Genomic DNA, 15,446 nt, shown 5'->3' on the forward strand with positions numbered 1-15,446 from the left:
TCTCACCCTTACCCAAACCCAGACTGGAAAAAAACCCAGGCCACAGGGAGACGAAATCCCCAGACAATCAGTACAATGGGCAGATGACGAAAAACTCTCAGATTTCACCTGACCAAACGATTGCAAGGCACCCTTGACACAACCTGTGAAAGATAGACGCACGCGCCGGGATTTACCGCAAATTAACGAACGTATCCGCTACCCTCAAATTCGCGTCATTGATACCGATGGCGGCCAAATGGGCATCATCACTTCCGAGGAAGGCCGTCGCCTTGCCGAAGAGCGGGAACTTGATCTCGTTCTTGTCAGCGACAAGTCCGATCCCCCCGTCTGTCGGATTATGGACTACGGCAAATACAAGTTTGAACAAGAGAAAAAAGCGCGGGAAGCTCGCAAAAAGCAGCACACCGCCGATGTTAAAGAAGTGAAGATGCGCTACAAAATCGAAGAACACGATTACCAAGTGCGTGTTAATAGTGCGATCCGTTTCCTGAAAGCGGGGGATAAGGTCAAAGCGACGATCACGTTCCGGGGACGGGAAATCCAGCACGCCAACCTCGCTGAAGCCCTCCTCAACCGCATGGCCAAGGATCTCGAAGCCGTCGCCGAACTCCAACAGGCCCCGAAACGAGAGGGACGGAATATGATGATGTTGCTCTCTCCCAAAAAGTGAGCCTTCACCCTTAACCATAAATAGGCTTATGGTGGGTTACGCTCCCCATTAGCCTGTTTATGATTTTCCCCACCCCATTATGAAAACAGCCAAAAGCGTTCGCAATTCAGGAGACTGGCGACAACAAATCCTCAAAATCGTCAACCTCAGACCAGAGGAAGGCGAACGGACGTTTTTAATGTTTGCCTGCTATACCCTCACCTCCATTGGTTTACTCTGGCTGGAGCAATGTACGATCGCCCTCTTTTTAGAGCATTTTGGGGCGGAGGGGTTGCCGGTGATCTATGTGGCCAGTGCGCTGATGGGGTCGGGCTTAGGGATTATTTATTCCTGGTTGCAAAATAACTTTCCCCTCAAGCAGGTCTTTATAGTCATTGCCCTGCTGATGGCGTTGCCCTTGGTGCTTTTTCGTGTTGGCTTAGAGTTGGGCAATGGCAGCGGCATTATTGTGATGGGGGTGGTATTTACGCTGCGGCTCTGGATGGATGCCGAAGAGGTGCTCAACGACCTCAACTCCCAAGTGGCAGCGAACCAACTGTTTAACATTCGCGAAATTAAGCGGGCTTATCCGATTGTTTCCAGTGGGCTATTACTGGGGGATGTGCTGTCGGGGTTTTCCCTTCCTGTGTTGTTGCTCTTGATTGGCCTGAAAAATGTCATTCTGGCTGCGGCGGTGATGATTCTCCTGGGGGGTAGCGTGTTGCTTTACCTCAGCAATCGCTATAAACAGGCTTTCCCCGATACGCCGGTACGGGAACTCGATGAGCTTCAGAGTAACTACGCTTCTAAGCGTACCGGCGGGACGTTGCGCCGCTACATTATTCCCCTGTTTGCCTTTTTCGTGTTGGGAGAACTGCTGTTTTTATTGGTGGAGTTCCAATATTTAGGGGAGTTGGAGCGGGTCTATCCCAATACCGATGAGATTGCTGGGTTCCTGGGGCTGTTTTCGGGGATTTTGGGGATTTGTGAGTTGGCGACCCAATGGTTTGTCTCCAGTCGAGCGGTGGAGCGGTTGGGGGTGTTTGTGGCGGCGATGTTTTTGCCGGTTTCCCTGTCGATTTTGGGCTTTTTTACGATTCTGTTGGATGTCACCAACTTGGGGGGCTTTGATTTTGACGGGGCGCAGATCCTGTTTGTGGGGGTGATTGTCCTCAAGTTTTTTGATGAGTTGCTCCGCTATACGCTGATTGCGGGGATTGAACCCTTTTTGTTTCAACCGTTACCGGCGGAGATTCGCAGTGATATTCAAACCCAGGTGCAGGGGATTGCGGAACCCCTTTCGACGGGGTTAACGGGGCTGGGGATTCTTTCGGCGGTGTGGATTTGTGGCAAGGTGTTTGCCTATTTGCCGGAGGAGTCGGCGCGGGTGGCTCAGGGGGGGATTTTTGTGGGGGCGATCGTCCTGTTCTCGATTGTCTGGGCCACCAGTGCGCTATTTTTGCGCCAGAGCTATGTGAGTTTGTTGGTGCAGAGTGCGGAGCATGGGCGGCTGGGGTTTGGTTCGGTGGATCTCAATGCCTTTAAGCGGGCAATTATTGATTCTTTGGATCAGGAGACCGCCGATGAGGATAAACGGTCTTGTATTCAACTCTTGGAGCGGATCGATGTGGCCAATGCGGGGGAAATCCTCGCGCCTCGGTTGGTGAAGCTGTCGCCGGATTTGCAATACCTGAGTATGAAGGTGATGTTGGCGGCTCCGAAGGTGGAGTATTTGGGCCATGTGCAGCGGTTGATTGAGTGTAAGCCGAGTTTGGATGTGTTGGCCTCTGCGCTGCGGTATATTTGGCTGGCTCAACCGGAGTTAGAGACCCATACCCTTAAGCCCTATCTCAATGAGCGGGTGGATCCGATGGTGCGGGGGACGGCGGCGGGGCTGATTTTGCGACGGGGGACGGCGGACGATCGCAAGGAAGCCACAGCCACATTAGAACAAATGCTGACCTCGAACCGGGAAAAGGAGCGGGTGATTGGGGTGCAGGCGTTGCAGGAGGCGGATGAGCAGTCGGATCTCAGTCAGTTTTATATTCCGATGCTGCTACAAGATGAGTCGGCGCGGGTGCGTTGTGCGTTGTTAGAGGCGATCGCCGCTAAACGTCTCACCGATTACTACCCTTCCCTCCTCAAGGGGCTGTACTACCGATCAACTCGTGATGCGGCCAAGCAATCTTTAGTGAAGTTGGGGGATGAGGCGATCGCCCTCCTCAGTTCCGTGGCAGAAGATATTCATAAACCCGATTTTATCCGTCAACAGGCTTGGTCCGCCCTGGCGGAAATTGGCAGCCCTACGGCGATCACGATGCTGATTCAACACCTACTCACCAGTTGGGGGACGGCTCGGCGCAACCTACTGCGGATTTTGTTGAAAATTCCGGGGGATCACGGTATTGAAATGGTGTTAGAGCAAATTGGCCGCAGTGGCGTGGAAACGCTGATCGAGCAGGAATTGCTCCTGTTGGATCAAGTGCTGGCGGCGGATTTAGACTTGCCCGCCGATGGGATCACGGGGCGAGAAGCGGATTTATTGCGGTCTAGCTTAAAGGGGATGCAGGCGGATATTACCGATCGCTGCTTTTTGATCATGAAGCTGCTTTATCCCTTTAATGCCATCCAAGCGGCGATTCTCAATCTGGACTCCGATTCTGAGGTGAGCATTGCCCTCGGGTTGGAAATTTTGGACAATACCGTCGATCTACCCCAAAAACAAATTTTATTGCGGGTTTTGGAGCGTCGCCCCACCCGCGATCGCCTCAATGATTTAAACGACCTGATGCCCTATGAGCCATTAGAGGCGGGCGATCGCCTCCGTCGCTTACTGGAATTGCGCCATTTCCTTTCCGATTGGACTCTCGCCTGCTGTTTCCATTTAGCGCGGGAGCAGCGCTGGGCCGTCAGTCGTGAGTCCACCTTGGTGGGCCTGCGCCATCCCAGTAGTTTTGTACGGGAATCGGTGCTGGCTTACCTCAAGGCCGCCAGCCCCCGCACCTGCCTAGAATTGTTGCCAGTCTTGAAGAATGACCCCGATCCCCTCGTAGCGGCACAAGTCGATCGGTTAAAAATAGAGTTAAATTATGGAACCTAGCGAAATTTATTCAACCCGACCCTCGATGGTCTGGGAGCATCACACCCCCTTTTAAAATCGCCATGTTAAGCAGCTTTGAACGCCTTCTGTTTATTCGGCGCGTTTCAATTTTCCAAGAATTGCGCGACGAATTTCTCGTCAAGCTCGCCTCTGCCATGGATGAATTGTCTTTCCCCACGGATCACACCATTTTTGAACAGGGGGAGGAGGGGCGATCGCTCTACATCGTCGTTTCCGGTCGGGTGCGTGTCCATGTAGGCGATCGCGACCTGGTGCGCCTTGATGCTGGCTCGATCTTCGGGGAAATGGCCCTCTTTGATGCCGAACCCCGCTCCGCCTCCGTCACCACCACCGAAACCTGTGATTGTCTTACCCTCAATCAACTCCAACTGATTGATGCCATTGAAGAAACCCCCGAAATCGCCGTCAACATCACCCGCGCCCTCTCCCGTCGAATTCGCGAACTCAACGGCAAAATCAACAGCTACGAAACCGAGTTGAAAGAAATCAAAGCGATCAACACCTCCCGTTAAAGTTTCCTAACCGGGTGAAATTCGTTTAAACTCTATTCATCCCTTTGTTTTCGGTCTCCTCAGACCCCCCCGCGCTGCCCCTAGGATTTTTCTGATCCAGAAAAAATGTTCACCTCTGGGCAGACATGGCTAAAATAACAACTAAGTTCAGTAAAGGTGCAGTAGAAGTCCGGCATGAATTTTGAACAGGATCATCAACTTTGCCTCGATAAACTCCTGTGGGCAACGCGCCAATTGGATGTCAACGTCAGCGATCAGGACATTGCCAAAATCGCTGAAATCATCGTCCAAACCATGACAGGCCCCTGGCGGTACTTCCACACCCCTGATCACATCTTTGAGGTAGGGGGGTCAGCCAATGCGATCGAAGTCCTCGCCGCCCTCTTCCACGATCTGGTCTACGTCCAAGTCGATCAAACCGTCAACTTCAACCTCACCTTCTACATCGTCCCCTTCATCCGGGAAGTCAAAGAACACCTTTACATCCGCGCCGCCGACGACCTCCCCCAAGACCCCCTGTTTACCATGGTGCTGCAAGTCTTCGGCTTCAGCCCCGGTCAACAACTCTCCCCCTTTTCTGGTCAAAATGAATTTCTCAGCGCCTTAGTTTGTGCCAAAGTCCTCGAACCCTTCTTTAGCCAAGCCCTGATCCTCAAAATCATCGCCTGCATCGAAACCACCATCCCCTTCCGTCCCAACCGTGACGGCCTAACCCCCGCTGAACACCTTTACGAACGCCTCAAAGCCGCCAACGCGGAATATAACCTTGAAATTCCCGACGCTGAACTGATCCAAGCCGTCCAGCAAGCGGTACGGATGGCCAACCGAGATGTGGGCAGTTTTGCCAACCCCAGTTCCGCCCGATTCCTCGATAACACCTGGAGCCTGCTCCCCGAAACCAACCACAACCTCAAAAACCCCAGTTCCTACACCGTCAACGAATACCGGGTCGCCCTCCAAAAAATGGAAGGGTTTATGAACTTCCTGAAGCCGGATCTGGTCTTTCAGCAGTTTGCCAACGAACCCCCCGATGCCGCCTATCAGAACTTGCTAGAGCGAGCGGAGCGCAATATCGAAATTGCCCGCCTCTACATCGGCAGCAAGCTATTCACGATGGCAGTGCTTGAAGCCCTCTCCCGTCGCTTCGGGCGCAATATCCCCCTCTCGACGATTATGGGAGAACTCAACCCCCTTGGGCTACAAATCGAGAAGCTCGAAGATTTCCTCCCCGATGTCCCCAATCACCATCCTGCCCGGAATAACCTAGAGCGGGAAGTACTGGATCTTTTAGAAAAGGGCCGCTATAGCAGTTCCTCCTACGACATCAAAAATTCACCCCTCACCACCCTGATGGTCAAAGTGATGGGGTTTGACCGGATTCGTGAACTCCTAGGCCAAGCCAAGGACTTTTTCAAGGATGAACTCAGCGGGGAAACGTTCCTGGCCGCCTGCGATCAGACCATCGTTGAAATCATCACCACCAGTATGTCGAAGCTCTTCGACAGCCGTAAAACCGCCCTCATGCAAGCAACAGCCAGCTAGGTTCTCCCCTTACCGCATTTTTGTAGGGGCGAAAAATTTTTCGCCCCTACGCTCATTTAGGCTACAACCAGATTCCCGATTAATTCCAGATCAGCGTTAGATCAAGGGTGAAGAACCGTAGGGTGCGTCAGAACGATTAATCCATGACGGAAAAGAGCAGCGTCACGGCTGACGCACCATGGATCCAGCCAGGAAAGGAATTAATTCCAGATCAGTGTTAGATCAAGCGTGAAGTTGGGGAGGATGGGGTGGGCGGAAATTGTGGTGGGTTGGGTGAGGATTTCCGGGGGATGGTTGGGGCGGTAGCAGTGGACTTGTTGACCTTCGGGGTCGATGAGCCAACCCAATTGTGCGCCATTGGCAATATATTCAGTCAGTTTGGCCTGAAGGGGGGGCAGGGTATCGCTGGGGGATTTGAGTTCAATGACAAAATCCGGGCAGATGGGGGCAAAGGTGCGACGTTGTTCGGGGGTGAGGGCATCCCAACGGCTTTGGGCAATCCAGGCAGCATCGGGGGAGCGGATGGCGCTGTTGGGGAGGGTGAAGCCAGCGGAGGAGTCGAAGGCAAGACCTAAACGGGTTTGGCGGTTCCAATACCAAAGTTGACCCGTAATACTTGCATTTTGACGACCACTATCACTACCAGCGGGGGCGATAACGCTGAGTTCTCCTTGGGCGGTGCGTTCGAGTCTCAGGTCAGGGTTACTGGCACAGAGTTGAGCAAAGGCGGCATTGGTGAGTTGGAGGGTGGGGCGCAGATCGAGGGCAATCATGGCGTTTAGGGGTCGGGGCTGGTGGGGACGATAGCCTTGGGCTTCGGGGCGGCTTTGGGCAATGGGCGGATTGTCGGGATTAGGTTCTGTGTGGGGGCGAAAAATTTTTGTGCCTCCAGCAGGCTTACGCCAACGCCCCTACCTGATTTTAAAGGAAGCCGAAAAAGCCCCCTACTTTTAAAGTAGGGAGCGATGTATTTATCGTTCTCCTTGGGGAGGAACGTTGAGCTTACAACAGGGTAACGTTGTTTGCTTGTAATCCTTTCGGGCCTTGTTCAATCGTGAATTTCACCCGTGCGCCTTCATCAAGGCTTCTCACATTGGGTTCTGAGATCGATCGGAAATGCACAAAAACATCCTTGCTCCCACCATCGGGGGTGATAAAGCCGAAGCCCTTATCCTCGTTGAACCATTTCACAGTACCCACATCTTCTTGCATTATTGACTTGTCCTAATTTAGAAAGTTGAATCTGAATGGCTCCAAAAGCTGATCAGACTCCCTTAGCAGTTTAAACGAAATTGATCCTTGTTTCCCACTGCGTGATCAGTTCAAAGATTTTTTTAAGAAATTCGGGGGGATTAACTGGGGAATGGGTGGGCTAAATCGTATCCTCGACTCCGGGCCAGAGGGCAGCAATCTCCGCCGCCTGTTGGGCAGCGGTGAAATGCTCCCAAACAATGCCGTTACAGTCTGTATCCTGGGTAAATTCAGGGGCTTGGTCATCTTCCCAACCCAAATGTCGCAAGGGGCCGCCTTCCTGGGCAGTGCCTTGGCGGATGGAAATGTTCACTGTTTCTGTGCGCCAGAGGGCGTAGGTGCTGGGAATCACCAGGGTTGGCGGCTGGCCGAAGCGTTGGGAATAGTCGGCAATGGTTGCCTCTAGATTGGCCACGCCAAGGGCCAAATGTAGTTTTTTCATGACAATTGCCCTGGAAAAAAGCGGGTAGCGAGAATCGAACTCGCAACTAAAGCTTGGGAAGCTTTCGTTTTACCACTAAACTATACCCGCAACGATTTATGAAGATAGCATAGCTTACGCTGTCCTGGCAAGGGCGATGGGCGATCGCCCCCCATCGCCTCGCCCTCCCAAAGATCCCAATTATCCTGCCGGATCAACCCCTTAGGGTACGATCAAAACTGGACAGGGGGAGAGGTTGATCACCCGGTTCGTCACACTTTCCGCTGCCCCTTCGGTGGTCAGCCCCGTGCCGCGACAGCCCATGATGATTAAATCCGCCTCCAGTTCATCGGCCACATCACAAATTGTAAAGGAAACCATGCCCTCCCGCTCTAGGGTTTCCGCCTCAATGCCCTGCTCAGTGAACAGCGTTTTCGCCCCTGTGAGCAGCTTCTCCACGGCCTCGGGGGAATGCATCACCGCCTCCGGGCCTGTGGGGGCTTCTGTGTCCGGCTCCGGCGGCTCCACCACCGAGAGCAACACCAAGCGGCTTTGATAAGTTTTGACGAGATTGGCCACGGTTTCCACCGCATGGCGGGTCTCACGGCTTTGATCGATGGGGAATAAAACAGTTTTAAACATGGTGAGTATCTCCATTAACACCTACTCCGGTAAGATCGGCTAGGACGCGATCGCCTGGCAAGGGAGCAACTCTCCTGGCATCGCAACAGACATACTCACAAGAATAGAGCCTAATTTAGGAGGATATTTCCCGTGGCAAAAAAAACGGTAGCAAATTTAACAGATGCCGAAGTCGCCGGTAAGCGCGTTTTAGTCCGAGCCGATTTCAATGTGCCTCAGGATGACCAAGGGACAATCACCGATGACACCCGGATTCGTGCCGCCCTACCCACGATTCAAATGCTGATGGACAAAGGAGCCAAGGTGCTGCTCTCCAGCCACATGGGCCGTCCCAAGGGCAAGGTCAACGAAACGATGCGCCTCACCCCGGTCGCAACCCGCCTCAGTGAGTTACTGGGCAAGCCGGTGACGATGTGCAGTGATTGCATTGGCGATGCAGTCGCCAACGTTGTGGCGGGAATGGGCAATGGCGATGTGGCGCTGTTAGAAAATGTCCGTTTTTATGCCGAAGAAGAAGCCAATGACCCCGCCTTTGCTGAGAAACTGGCTGCCAATGCGGATCTCTATGTCAACGATGCCTTTGGCACTGCTCACCGCGCCCACGCTTCCACGGAAGGGGTGACGAAGTATCTCAGCCCCAGTGTGGCGGGTTTGTTGATTGAGAAGGAATTAGATTATTTGCAAAATGCGATCGACAATCCCCAGCGGCCCCTGGCGGCGATTATCGGTGGCTCGAAGGTGTCCAGCAAGATCGGTGTGATTGAAACCTTGTTGGAAAAATGCGACAAGCTGCTGATCGGCGGCGGGATGGTGTTCACGTTCTACAAGGCTCGGGGCTTGAATGTGGGGAAATCCCTCGTCGAGGAAGATAAGCTCGAACTCGCGAAAAGCCTCGAAGCAGCGGCGAAGGAAAAAGGGGTGGAGTTACTCCTCCCCACCGATGTGATTGTGGCGGATAACTTTGCCCCCGATGCCAACGCCCAAACCGTCAGCGTTGAAAATATTCCCGATGGTTGGATGGGTTTAGATATTGGCCCCGATTCGGTGAAAACTTTCCAAGCGGCTTTGGCGGATTGCAAATGTGTGATCTGGAATGGCCCCATGGGGGTGTTTGAGTTTGATAAATTTGCCGCCGGAACAGAGGCGATCGCCCACACCCTCGCGGAACTCACCCCTAAAGGCACAGTAACCATCATCGGCGGTGGGGATTCTGTGGCAGCGGTGGAAAAAGTGGGTGTGGCGGAAACCATGAGCCACATTTCCACAGGGGGCGGTGCAAGCCTCGAACTCCTTGAAGGGAAAGTCCTCCCCGGTATTGCCGCCCTCGACGAAGCCTAACCCCCAAAGCGATCCCCCCGGCTACGCCGACCCCCTTAAAAAGGGGGTTAAAAAACAAAACCCCCCTTTTTAAGGGGGGGTAGGGGGGGATCCCTAGCGGCGCATTTGCTGCGCCATGGTCATAAACGGATTCAAACTTGGGCCCGGCTTCCGTTTCCCAAAGGTTTGTAACGTGCCGCCATATTCCGGCGCAAAGGTGACATCCGGTTGCGATTCCGGTTTCGGCGCAACAGGTAGCGGAGGCGGGGGAACCACCACAGGAGCCGGAGCTGGTGCAGCCATGGTGACAGGTTTGGCCACCACTGCGGGTTCATCAGGTTCAGGAGCCTTAGCCTTGGGCGTAAGGGGTTCACTGGGAGCTTCATCCCCGTCCTTAATTTCTAAATAGAAATCTTCACCTTTTTGGGTGAGTTTTTTCAAAAAGCCGACCATGGTTCATCTCTCCGTTAATAACGCACAATTAAGAGCAGGGCAAAGCAACCAGACCAAACTAGGCATAATTGCTCATTTTGTTCACATATTTTAATATTTTAGATTAATTTTGGTTATCTTTCACCCGGACTAACCCTAAAACTTTCCTCTTTCCCCCATTCCTATGGCAACCAAAAAGCAATTCACCAGTTTTGAAGACATCCTCGCCCAAAGCGATAAGCCTGTGCTTGTCGATTTCTATGCGACTTGGTGCGGCCCCTGCCAAATGATGGCCCCCCTGTTGGAGCAGGTGGGCCATCAACTCAAAGACCGGCTACAAATTGTCAAAATTGACAGCGATCGCTATCCCAACCTTGCCCAACGTTATGGCATTCAAGCCCTGCCTACCCTGGTTTTATTTAAAAACGGTGAACCTGTTGATCGCATTGAAGGACTAATCCAAGGGCCCCAACTCGTGACTCACCTCAACAACCTCCTTTAGCCCGAATCCAATGACTCAGATTAAACCCAGGGGGGAGATTAGCCCATTCAGGACTTTAGTCCCAGTTGAAGGGGCGAAAAATCTCCCTGGAGATGGATGCAAACTTGGGGAGATTGGAAGAGAATATTAATATTGGGCGATCGCCCCTTGTTTCCGTTTATGCTGAGTTGTTTGGAAGCAACGGGGGATCCCTGGAAAACCTGGCATTGTGGTGAAAAATGGGTGAGATCAGAAAAGGAACCGACGACTTGCCGTGTTTCGTCTCGGTTCCCTCTCTGGTTCGCTCCTCACACAATAGTAAGAATAACCAATGGATATGATTCTGTCAACTTAATTAACAGCCAAAATTTCCCAGCGGGGCGATTTCCATCCGCAATTGTGATCACAGCAACAAATGATCTCCTATCCGGTTCGGAGATTTCACCATTCGCCCCCCTGACGAACCCGGACAGAATCCCGCACCATAGAATAGTGACCCAACAAAGGAGTCTTGTAGCAATAATGCCAACAGCGAACCTCTCAGCCGCCCCCAAAGCGGTGTCCACCGACCTTGTACGCACCTATCTCCAAGAGATTGGCCGCGTCCCCCTGCTCACCCACGAGCAGGAAATTTACTATGGCAAGCAAGTTCAACAGATGATGGCATTGCTCACCATCAAGGAAGATCTGACCGCCGGGCTGGATCGTGAACCCACTGCCGCCGAATGGGCCGAAGCTGCCCACCTCAGCGAAGAGGAGCTTGAACGCCAAATGCTTCAGGGCCAACGAGCCAAGCGGGCGATGATTGAAGCCAATCTGCGCTTAGTGGTGTCCATTGCCAAAAAGTACCAAAAACGCAATATGGAGTTCTTGGATTTGCTCCAGGAAGGTGCTTTGGGTTTAGAGCGGGGTGTGGAAAAATTCGATCCCACCCGGGGCTATAAGTTCTCCACCTATGCCTATTGGTGGATTCGCCAAGCGATTACCCGCGCCATTGCCCAGCAATCCCGCACGGTGCGCCTGCCGATCCACATTACGGAAAAGCTCAACAAAATCAAAAAAACCCAGCGGGAACTGGCCCAAGAATTGGGCCGCCGAGCCACGCCGAAGGATATTGCGATCGCCCTCGAAATGGAGCCGAACCAAGTCCGGGATTATCTGACGGTGGCCCGCCATCCCCTTTCTTTGGATATGCGGGTGGGGGATAACCACGATACGGAACTCTCCGAACTCCTAGAAGATGAAGATTCTTCCCCCGACGACTACGCCACCCAAGAATCCCTGCGGCAGGATCTCCAAAACCTGATCGCGGAACTCACCCCCCAACAGCGGCGGGTGATCATTCTGCGCTACGGCTTGGAGGATGGCAATCCCCTTTCTTTGGCCAAAATTGGCCATCAACTCAGCTTAAGCCGTGAGCGGGTGCGTCAATTAGAGCAACAGGCCCTCAACCAATTACGCAAACGGCGGGCCCGGGTTAAAGAATACGTGGCCAGCTAGCCACAAGCTGAAAACATGATGTTCAAGACTTAAATTTGTGTTGGTGAGAGGTTGGGGTGAGCAATTTGCTCACCCTTTTTTCGTGGTTGCTTCCTGATCCTGGGCGAATCCCCGGAGGGCGAAAAATTTTGTGCCTCCGGCAGGCTTACGCCAACGCCCCTAGGGTGGTTCAGAACCCCAACTAATTGGCAACGCAATAGGCATTCACCCCATTAACTAAATCCGGCTCCCGTTGCACCGCCTGCTCTAGCTTCACCTTCGCCACATCTACCCCTTCGCGATTGAGATCTTTATAGCTTTGGGAGTAATCACGGGTGGCCTTGGCGATCGCTGTATACATGGCCACAAACCCCCCTTGATATTGTTGCAATTGGGGATCATCCAAGTTCAGGGCTTGCATCTCTTGGGCCGCTTTATCGAGGGTGTCGGCGGCTTGGAGCCAGATTAAGGGGTCTTGATTATTTTGATCCTCCGTGAGAATTTCCGTCTCAGCGGTGGCGCGATTGGCGATTTCCACCAAGTGATTGCATTGTAAGACCCGACTGGCAGCACAACTGCTGGTCAACGCGGACAAAGCAGCGATGAAAACAACATAGGGCAAGCCACGCATAATCGTTCCTCTTCACTCAAGCATCAGTAATTATCCCGACCCTGATTCTAACGCCATTTTTTAGCAACATTGCAGCCCTCTAGGATTGCCGGGTGTAGGGGCAAAAAATTTTTTGCCCCCCTCCCCTCGAATCAACCCACTCTGGTTAAGTCTTGATGAGTTTTTTGTTAAGTTTTGGGGCGATCGCCCCCTCAAGGCCCCACCCTAGAGGAACGACGTTTCCCCCAGTCAAAATGTTAGAAGTCTTAGATTTAGATCGATCCCTTGATAAAGACACCTATAAGCAAGAGCTAGAAGCACTAATGCAGCAGTTGCGATCGCTGCAACAGGCCTGTTGGGAAAGCCAACTGCCCGTGATCATTGTCCTCGAAGGCTGGGCAGCGGCGGGGAAGGGGGCGCTGGTGAAAAAAATGGTCAATTATATGGATCCGCGTGGGTTTTCGGTTTATACAACATTGCCCCCCACGGAAACCGAAGCCCAATACCCCTTCCTCTGGCGGTTTTGGCAACAACTCCCCCCCAAGGGGGCGATCGGCATTTTCTATCACAGTTGGTACACCCATGTTTTAGAAGACCGGCTTTTGGCCCAGGTCTCCCCGGAGCGCGTGCCGCAAATCATGGCCCAGATCAACGCCTTTGAGCGGCAGTTGTATGAGGATGGGGCGGCGATCGCCAAATTCCACATCCACCTCAGCCGTAAGGAGTTAAAAAAACGCCTCAAAACCGCTGCCAAGGATGAACTCACCGCTTGGCGCGTCCGCCCCGAAGATTGGCAACAGCACAAACGCTACGACGAATATGTCCAACTCACGGAAGAAATGCTCGTCCAAACCAGTACCGGCGTTGCCCCTTGGACGTTAGTAGAGGGGGATTGTGAACATTGGGCGCGGGTCAAAGTCCTGTCTCAACTGGTGGCGGTGATTACCGAAGCCCTCGATCGCCGCGCCACGCTCCAAACTCCCCCCGCCAGTCCCCCCCAAACGGAACTCCTCCCCACCGAACCCAACACCCTCGCCGCCGTTGATCTCAGCCTCCAACTTCAACGGGATGAATATAAGGAGCGGCTCCGGGCCGCTCAATTGGAACTGCGCCGCCTGCAATTGCAAATTTATCAACATCAAATCCCGGTGGTCTTGGTGTTTGAAGGCTGGGATGCAGCGGGGAAGGGGGGCGCAATTAAGCGGCTCACGGATATCCTCGATCCCCGCAGCTACAAGGTCAACCCCTACGCCGCCCCCACGGAGGAGGAAAATCGCTACCATTACCTCTGGCGGTTTTGGCGCACATTGCCCCCAGCAGGGAAAATCGGCATTTGCGATCGCAGTTGGTACGGTCGGGTCTTAGTGGAGCGGGTCGAAGGCTTTGCCAACGATATCGAATGGCGCAGAGCCTACCGCGAAATCAACGAGTTTGAAGCCCAACTCACCACGAGCGGCTACGTTGTCCTCAAGTTTTGGCTCCACATCGACCCCAATGAACAGTTACGCCGCTTTGAACAGCGGGATGACGACCCCTTTAAGCAATACAAACTCACTGAAGAAGATTGGCGGAATCGCGATCGCTGGCCCCTCTACAATGTCGCCGTCAACCAAATGATCACCCGCACTAGCACCCCCACCGCCCCCTGGGTTGTCGTCCCCGGCAATGATAAATACTATGCCCGTGTCTTTGTGATTGAAACGGTGATTCAGGGGATCTGTAGTGAGTTGAAGCGGCGGGAAAAGTTGCAGAACTAGGGACTGGGGAACGGGGAACGGGGAATGGGCAATGGGGAACGTAGGGGCGTTGGCGTAAGCCTGCCGGAGGCACAAAAATTTTTCGCCCTTGCAAAATTTTTTCGCCCTTGGGCCGACTGGACTCCGTATGATCGGTAAAAGCTGTAATACTGAACTTTGCGTGATCTTCAGGGGGTTAAACCCCACCGTTTTCCATGTTTGAAATTCTCACCGGCCTGCTCCTGCTCCTGCTGATTTTGGTTTTGCTCTATTACCTCTTGGTGCAGGTGATTCCTCGGCAGACCCTGGTGTTTTTGGGTGGAGGATTTTTAATTGCGATTATCCTCGTCAGCTTTTTCATTCCCAGCTATGGCCCCACAGCCGTACTCTGGCGGGTTGTTTCCCTACCCCTCCACCCCGTCGGCTTGGCCATTGTCATGGTGCTCTTGGCCGTGATGCGAATTAAGAAGGACAAAATTGAAAAACCCGCCCCCACATTTCTCTGGGTGGCCCTGATTACCTTACTGTTGGGGAGCAACCCCCTCATTGCCTATCAATTAGCCCAAAGCATTGAACAGGAAGCCGTCGCGATTGAAGTGCAAAAACAGGGGATTTGTGTGGTGAATTGTCCCACGGAGCCGGAGGTGAGCGGGGCGATCGTTGTCTTGGGATCGGGGACAACGGAGCCAAATATTCCCTATCGCACCCAAATTCAATTAACCCGTGAAGGCGATCGCCTCCTTTACACCGCCACCCTCTACGAACAGCAACTGGCCCGAGGCAGCACCCCCCGCGTGATTATCTGCGCTCCCCCCCGCAGTTACCTGATTGGGGATGAAAACCAAATTAGTGAAGCCGAAGATATTTCCCGTGTCCTACAACAGTTAGGTATCCCCCGCGATATGATCATGCTGGAAAACCGGGGGGTACATCTCCATATGCACGCCGTCAATGTGCGGGAAATCCTCAATCAAGCCGGTCTCACAGAAAGCTTCGTAATCCTGATTACTTCTGGCCTGCGACTGCGCCGGGCGGCCCAAACGTTCCGCCAAGTGGGGATCCGCGTGATTCCCCGTCCCAGTTCTTTCCACACATTCCAAAGTGGTAGCACGCCCCAGCGACAACTCACTGCCATGGATTTTCTCCCCTCAATCCAGGCATTACAAATCACCCATGATGTTATCGATGAGTATTTTGCGACGATCTACTATTTCCTCCGAGGTTGGCTCTCCCCCGTAGTGTACTAAACC

15 protein-coding genes and 1 tRNA gene are annotated in these 15,446 nt (G+C 53.2%); 9 read left to right on the forward strand and 7 right to left on the reverse strand.

The annotated features are described in order from the left end of the window. Positions 1-145: 145 nt before the first annotated feature. The 4 genes from infC to VB712_RS01985 all read left to right on the forward strand — a co-directional run bounded on the left by infC (position 146) and on the right by VB712_RS01985 (position 5,827). Positions 146-673, forward strand: a complete 528-nt coding sequence (gene infC, locus VB712_RS01970) for a translation initiation factor IF-3 (RefSeq protein ID WP_323251587.1) — start codon at positions 146-148, stop codon at positions 671-673. 79 nt (positions 674-752) lie between these two features. Beyond that, a complete protein-coding gene (locus VB712_RS01975) occupies positions 753-3,752 on the forward strand; it encodes an Npt1/Npt2 family nucleotide transporter (RefSeq protein ID WP_323251589.1) in 3,000 nt (999 codons plus the stop codon). A 62-nt stretch (positions 3,753-3,814) separates the two neighbouring features. After that, positions 3,815-4,285, forward strand: a complete 471-nt coding sequence (locus VB712_RS01980) for a cyclic nucleotide-binding domain-containing protein (protein ID WP_323251591.1) — start codon at positions 3,815-3,817, stop codon at positions 4,283-4,285. Between the two features lie 174 nt (positions 4,286-4,459). Continuing rightward, on the forward strand, positions 4,460-5,827 hold the full coding sequence (locus VB712_RS01985; RefSeq protein WP_323251593.1) for a hypothetical protein: 1,368 nt from the start codon (positions 4,460-4,462) through the stop codon (positions 5,825-5,827). A 200-nt stretch (positions 5,828-6,027) separates the two neighbouring features. Here the strand turns inward: VB712_RS01985 and VB712_RS01990 are convergent, their stop codons facing one another. From VB712_RS01990 to VB712_RS02010, 5 genes are all read right to left on the reverse strand, one after another. After that, the gene (locus VB712_RS01990) at positions 6,028-6,600 is read right to left on the reverse strand and encodes a Uma2 family endonuclease (protein WP_323251595.1); all 573 of its coding nucleotides are present in this window, start codon (positions 6,598-6,600) and stop codon (positions 6,028-6,030) included. A 229-nt stretch (positions 6,601-6,829) separates the two neighbouring features. Beyond that, a complete protein-coding gene (locus tag VB712_RS01995; RefSeq protein ID WP_323251597.1) occupies positions 6,830-7,039 on the reverse strand; it encodes a cold-shock protein in 210 nt (69 codons plus the stop codon). A 160-nt stretch (positions 7,040-7,199) separates the two neighbouring features. After that, positions 7,200-7,520 (reverse strand): hypothetical protein, encoded by a 321-nt coding sequence (locus VB712_RS02000; protein ID WP_323251599.1) that lies wholly within the window; start codon positions 7,518-7,520, stop codon positions 7,200-7,202. A 19-nt stretch (positions 7,521-7,539) separates the two neighbouring features. Then, positions 7,540-7,610, reverse strand: a tRNA-Gly gene (locus tag VB712_RS02005). 111 nt (positions 7,611-7,721) lie between these two features. Further along, positions 7,722-8,141, reverse strand: coding sequence for a universal stress protein (locus tag VB712_RS02010; protein WP_323251601.1), 420 nt, complete (start codon positions 8,139-8,141; stop codon positions 7,722-7,724). A gap of 132 nt (positions 8,142-8,273) precedes the next feature. On the opposite strand from VB712_RS02010, the gene VB712_RS02015 reads away from it, so the two are divergent. Further along, positions 8,274-9,479, forward strand: coding sequence for a phosphoglycerate kinase (locus VB712_RS02015; RefSeq protein ID WP_323251602.1), 1,206 nt, complete (start codon positions 8,274-8,276; stop codon positions 9,477-9,479). A 93-nt stretch (positions 9,480-9,572) separates the two neighbouring features. On the opposite strand, the gene VB712_RS02020 is transcribed toward VB712_RS02015, so the two are convergent. Continuing rightward, positions 9,573-9,911, reverse strand: coding sequence for a hypothetical protein (locus VB712_RS02020; RefSeq protein ID WP_323251604.1), 339 nt, complete (start codon positions 9,909-9,911; stop codon positions 9,573-9,575). 163 nt (positions 9,912-10,074) lie between these two features. Here VB712_RS02020 and trxA point away from each other — a divergent pair, with 163 nt between their 5' ends. Both trxA and VB712_RS02030 read left to right on the forward strand, forming a co-directional pair. After that, positions 10,075-10,392 (forward strand): thioredoxin, encoded by a 318-nt coding sequence (trxA, locus tag VB712_RS02025; RefSeq protein WP_323251605.1) that lies wholly within the window; start codon positions 10,075-10,077, stop codon positions 10,390-10,392. A gap of 501 nt (positions 10,393-10,893) precedes the next feature. Then, complete coding sequence (locus VB712_RS02030) at positions 10,894-11,871, forward strand: RNA polymerase sigma factor, RpoD/SigA family (RefSeq protein WP_323251607.1); 978 nt, start codon at positions 10,894-10,896, stop codon at positions 11,869-11,871. A gap of 181 nt (positions 11,872-12,052) precedes the next feature. On the opposite strand, the gene VB712_RS02035 is transcribed toward VB712_RS02030, so the two are convergent. Further along, a complete protein-coding gene (locus VB712_RS02035; RefSeq protein WP_323251609.1) occupies positions 12,053-12,481 on the reverse strand; it encodes a hypothetical protein in 429 nt (142 codons plus the stop codon). 233 nt (positions 12,482-12,714) lie between these two features. Between VB712_RS02035 and pap the strand changes: the two genes are divergently transcribed. Beyond that, positions 12,715-14,217 (forward strand): polyphosphate:AMP phosphotransferase, encoded by a 1,503-nt coding sequence (gene pap / locus VB712_RS02040; RefSeq protein WP_416236225.1) that lies wholly within the window; start codon positions 12,715-12,717, stop codon positions 14,215-14,217. Positions 14,218-14,411: 194 nt separating this feature from the next. Then, on the forward strand, positions 14,412-15,443 hold the full coding sequence (locus VB712_RS02045) for a YdcF family protein (RefSeq protein WP_323251613.1): 1,032 nt from the start codon (positions 14,412-14,414) through the stop codon (positions 15,441-15,443). Positions 15,444-15,446: the final 3 nt, after the last annotated feature.

The organism is Spirulina sp. CCNP1310 (assembly GCF_034932185.1).
Taxonomy (GTDB): Bacteria; Cyanobacteriota; Cyanobacteriia; order Cyanobacteriales; family Spirulinaceae; genus Spirulina.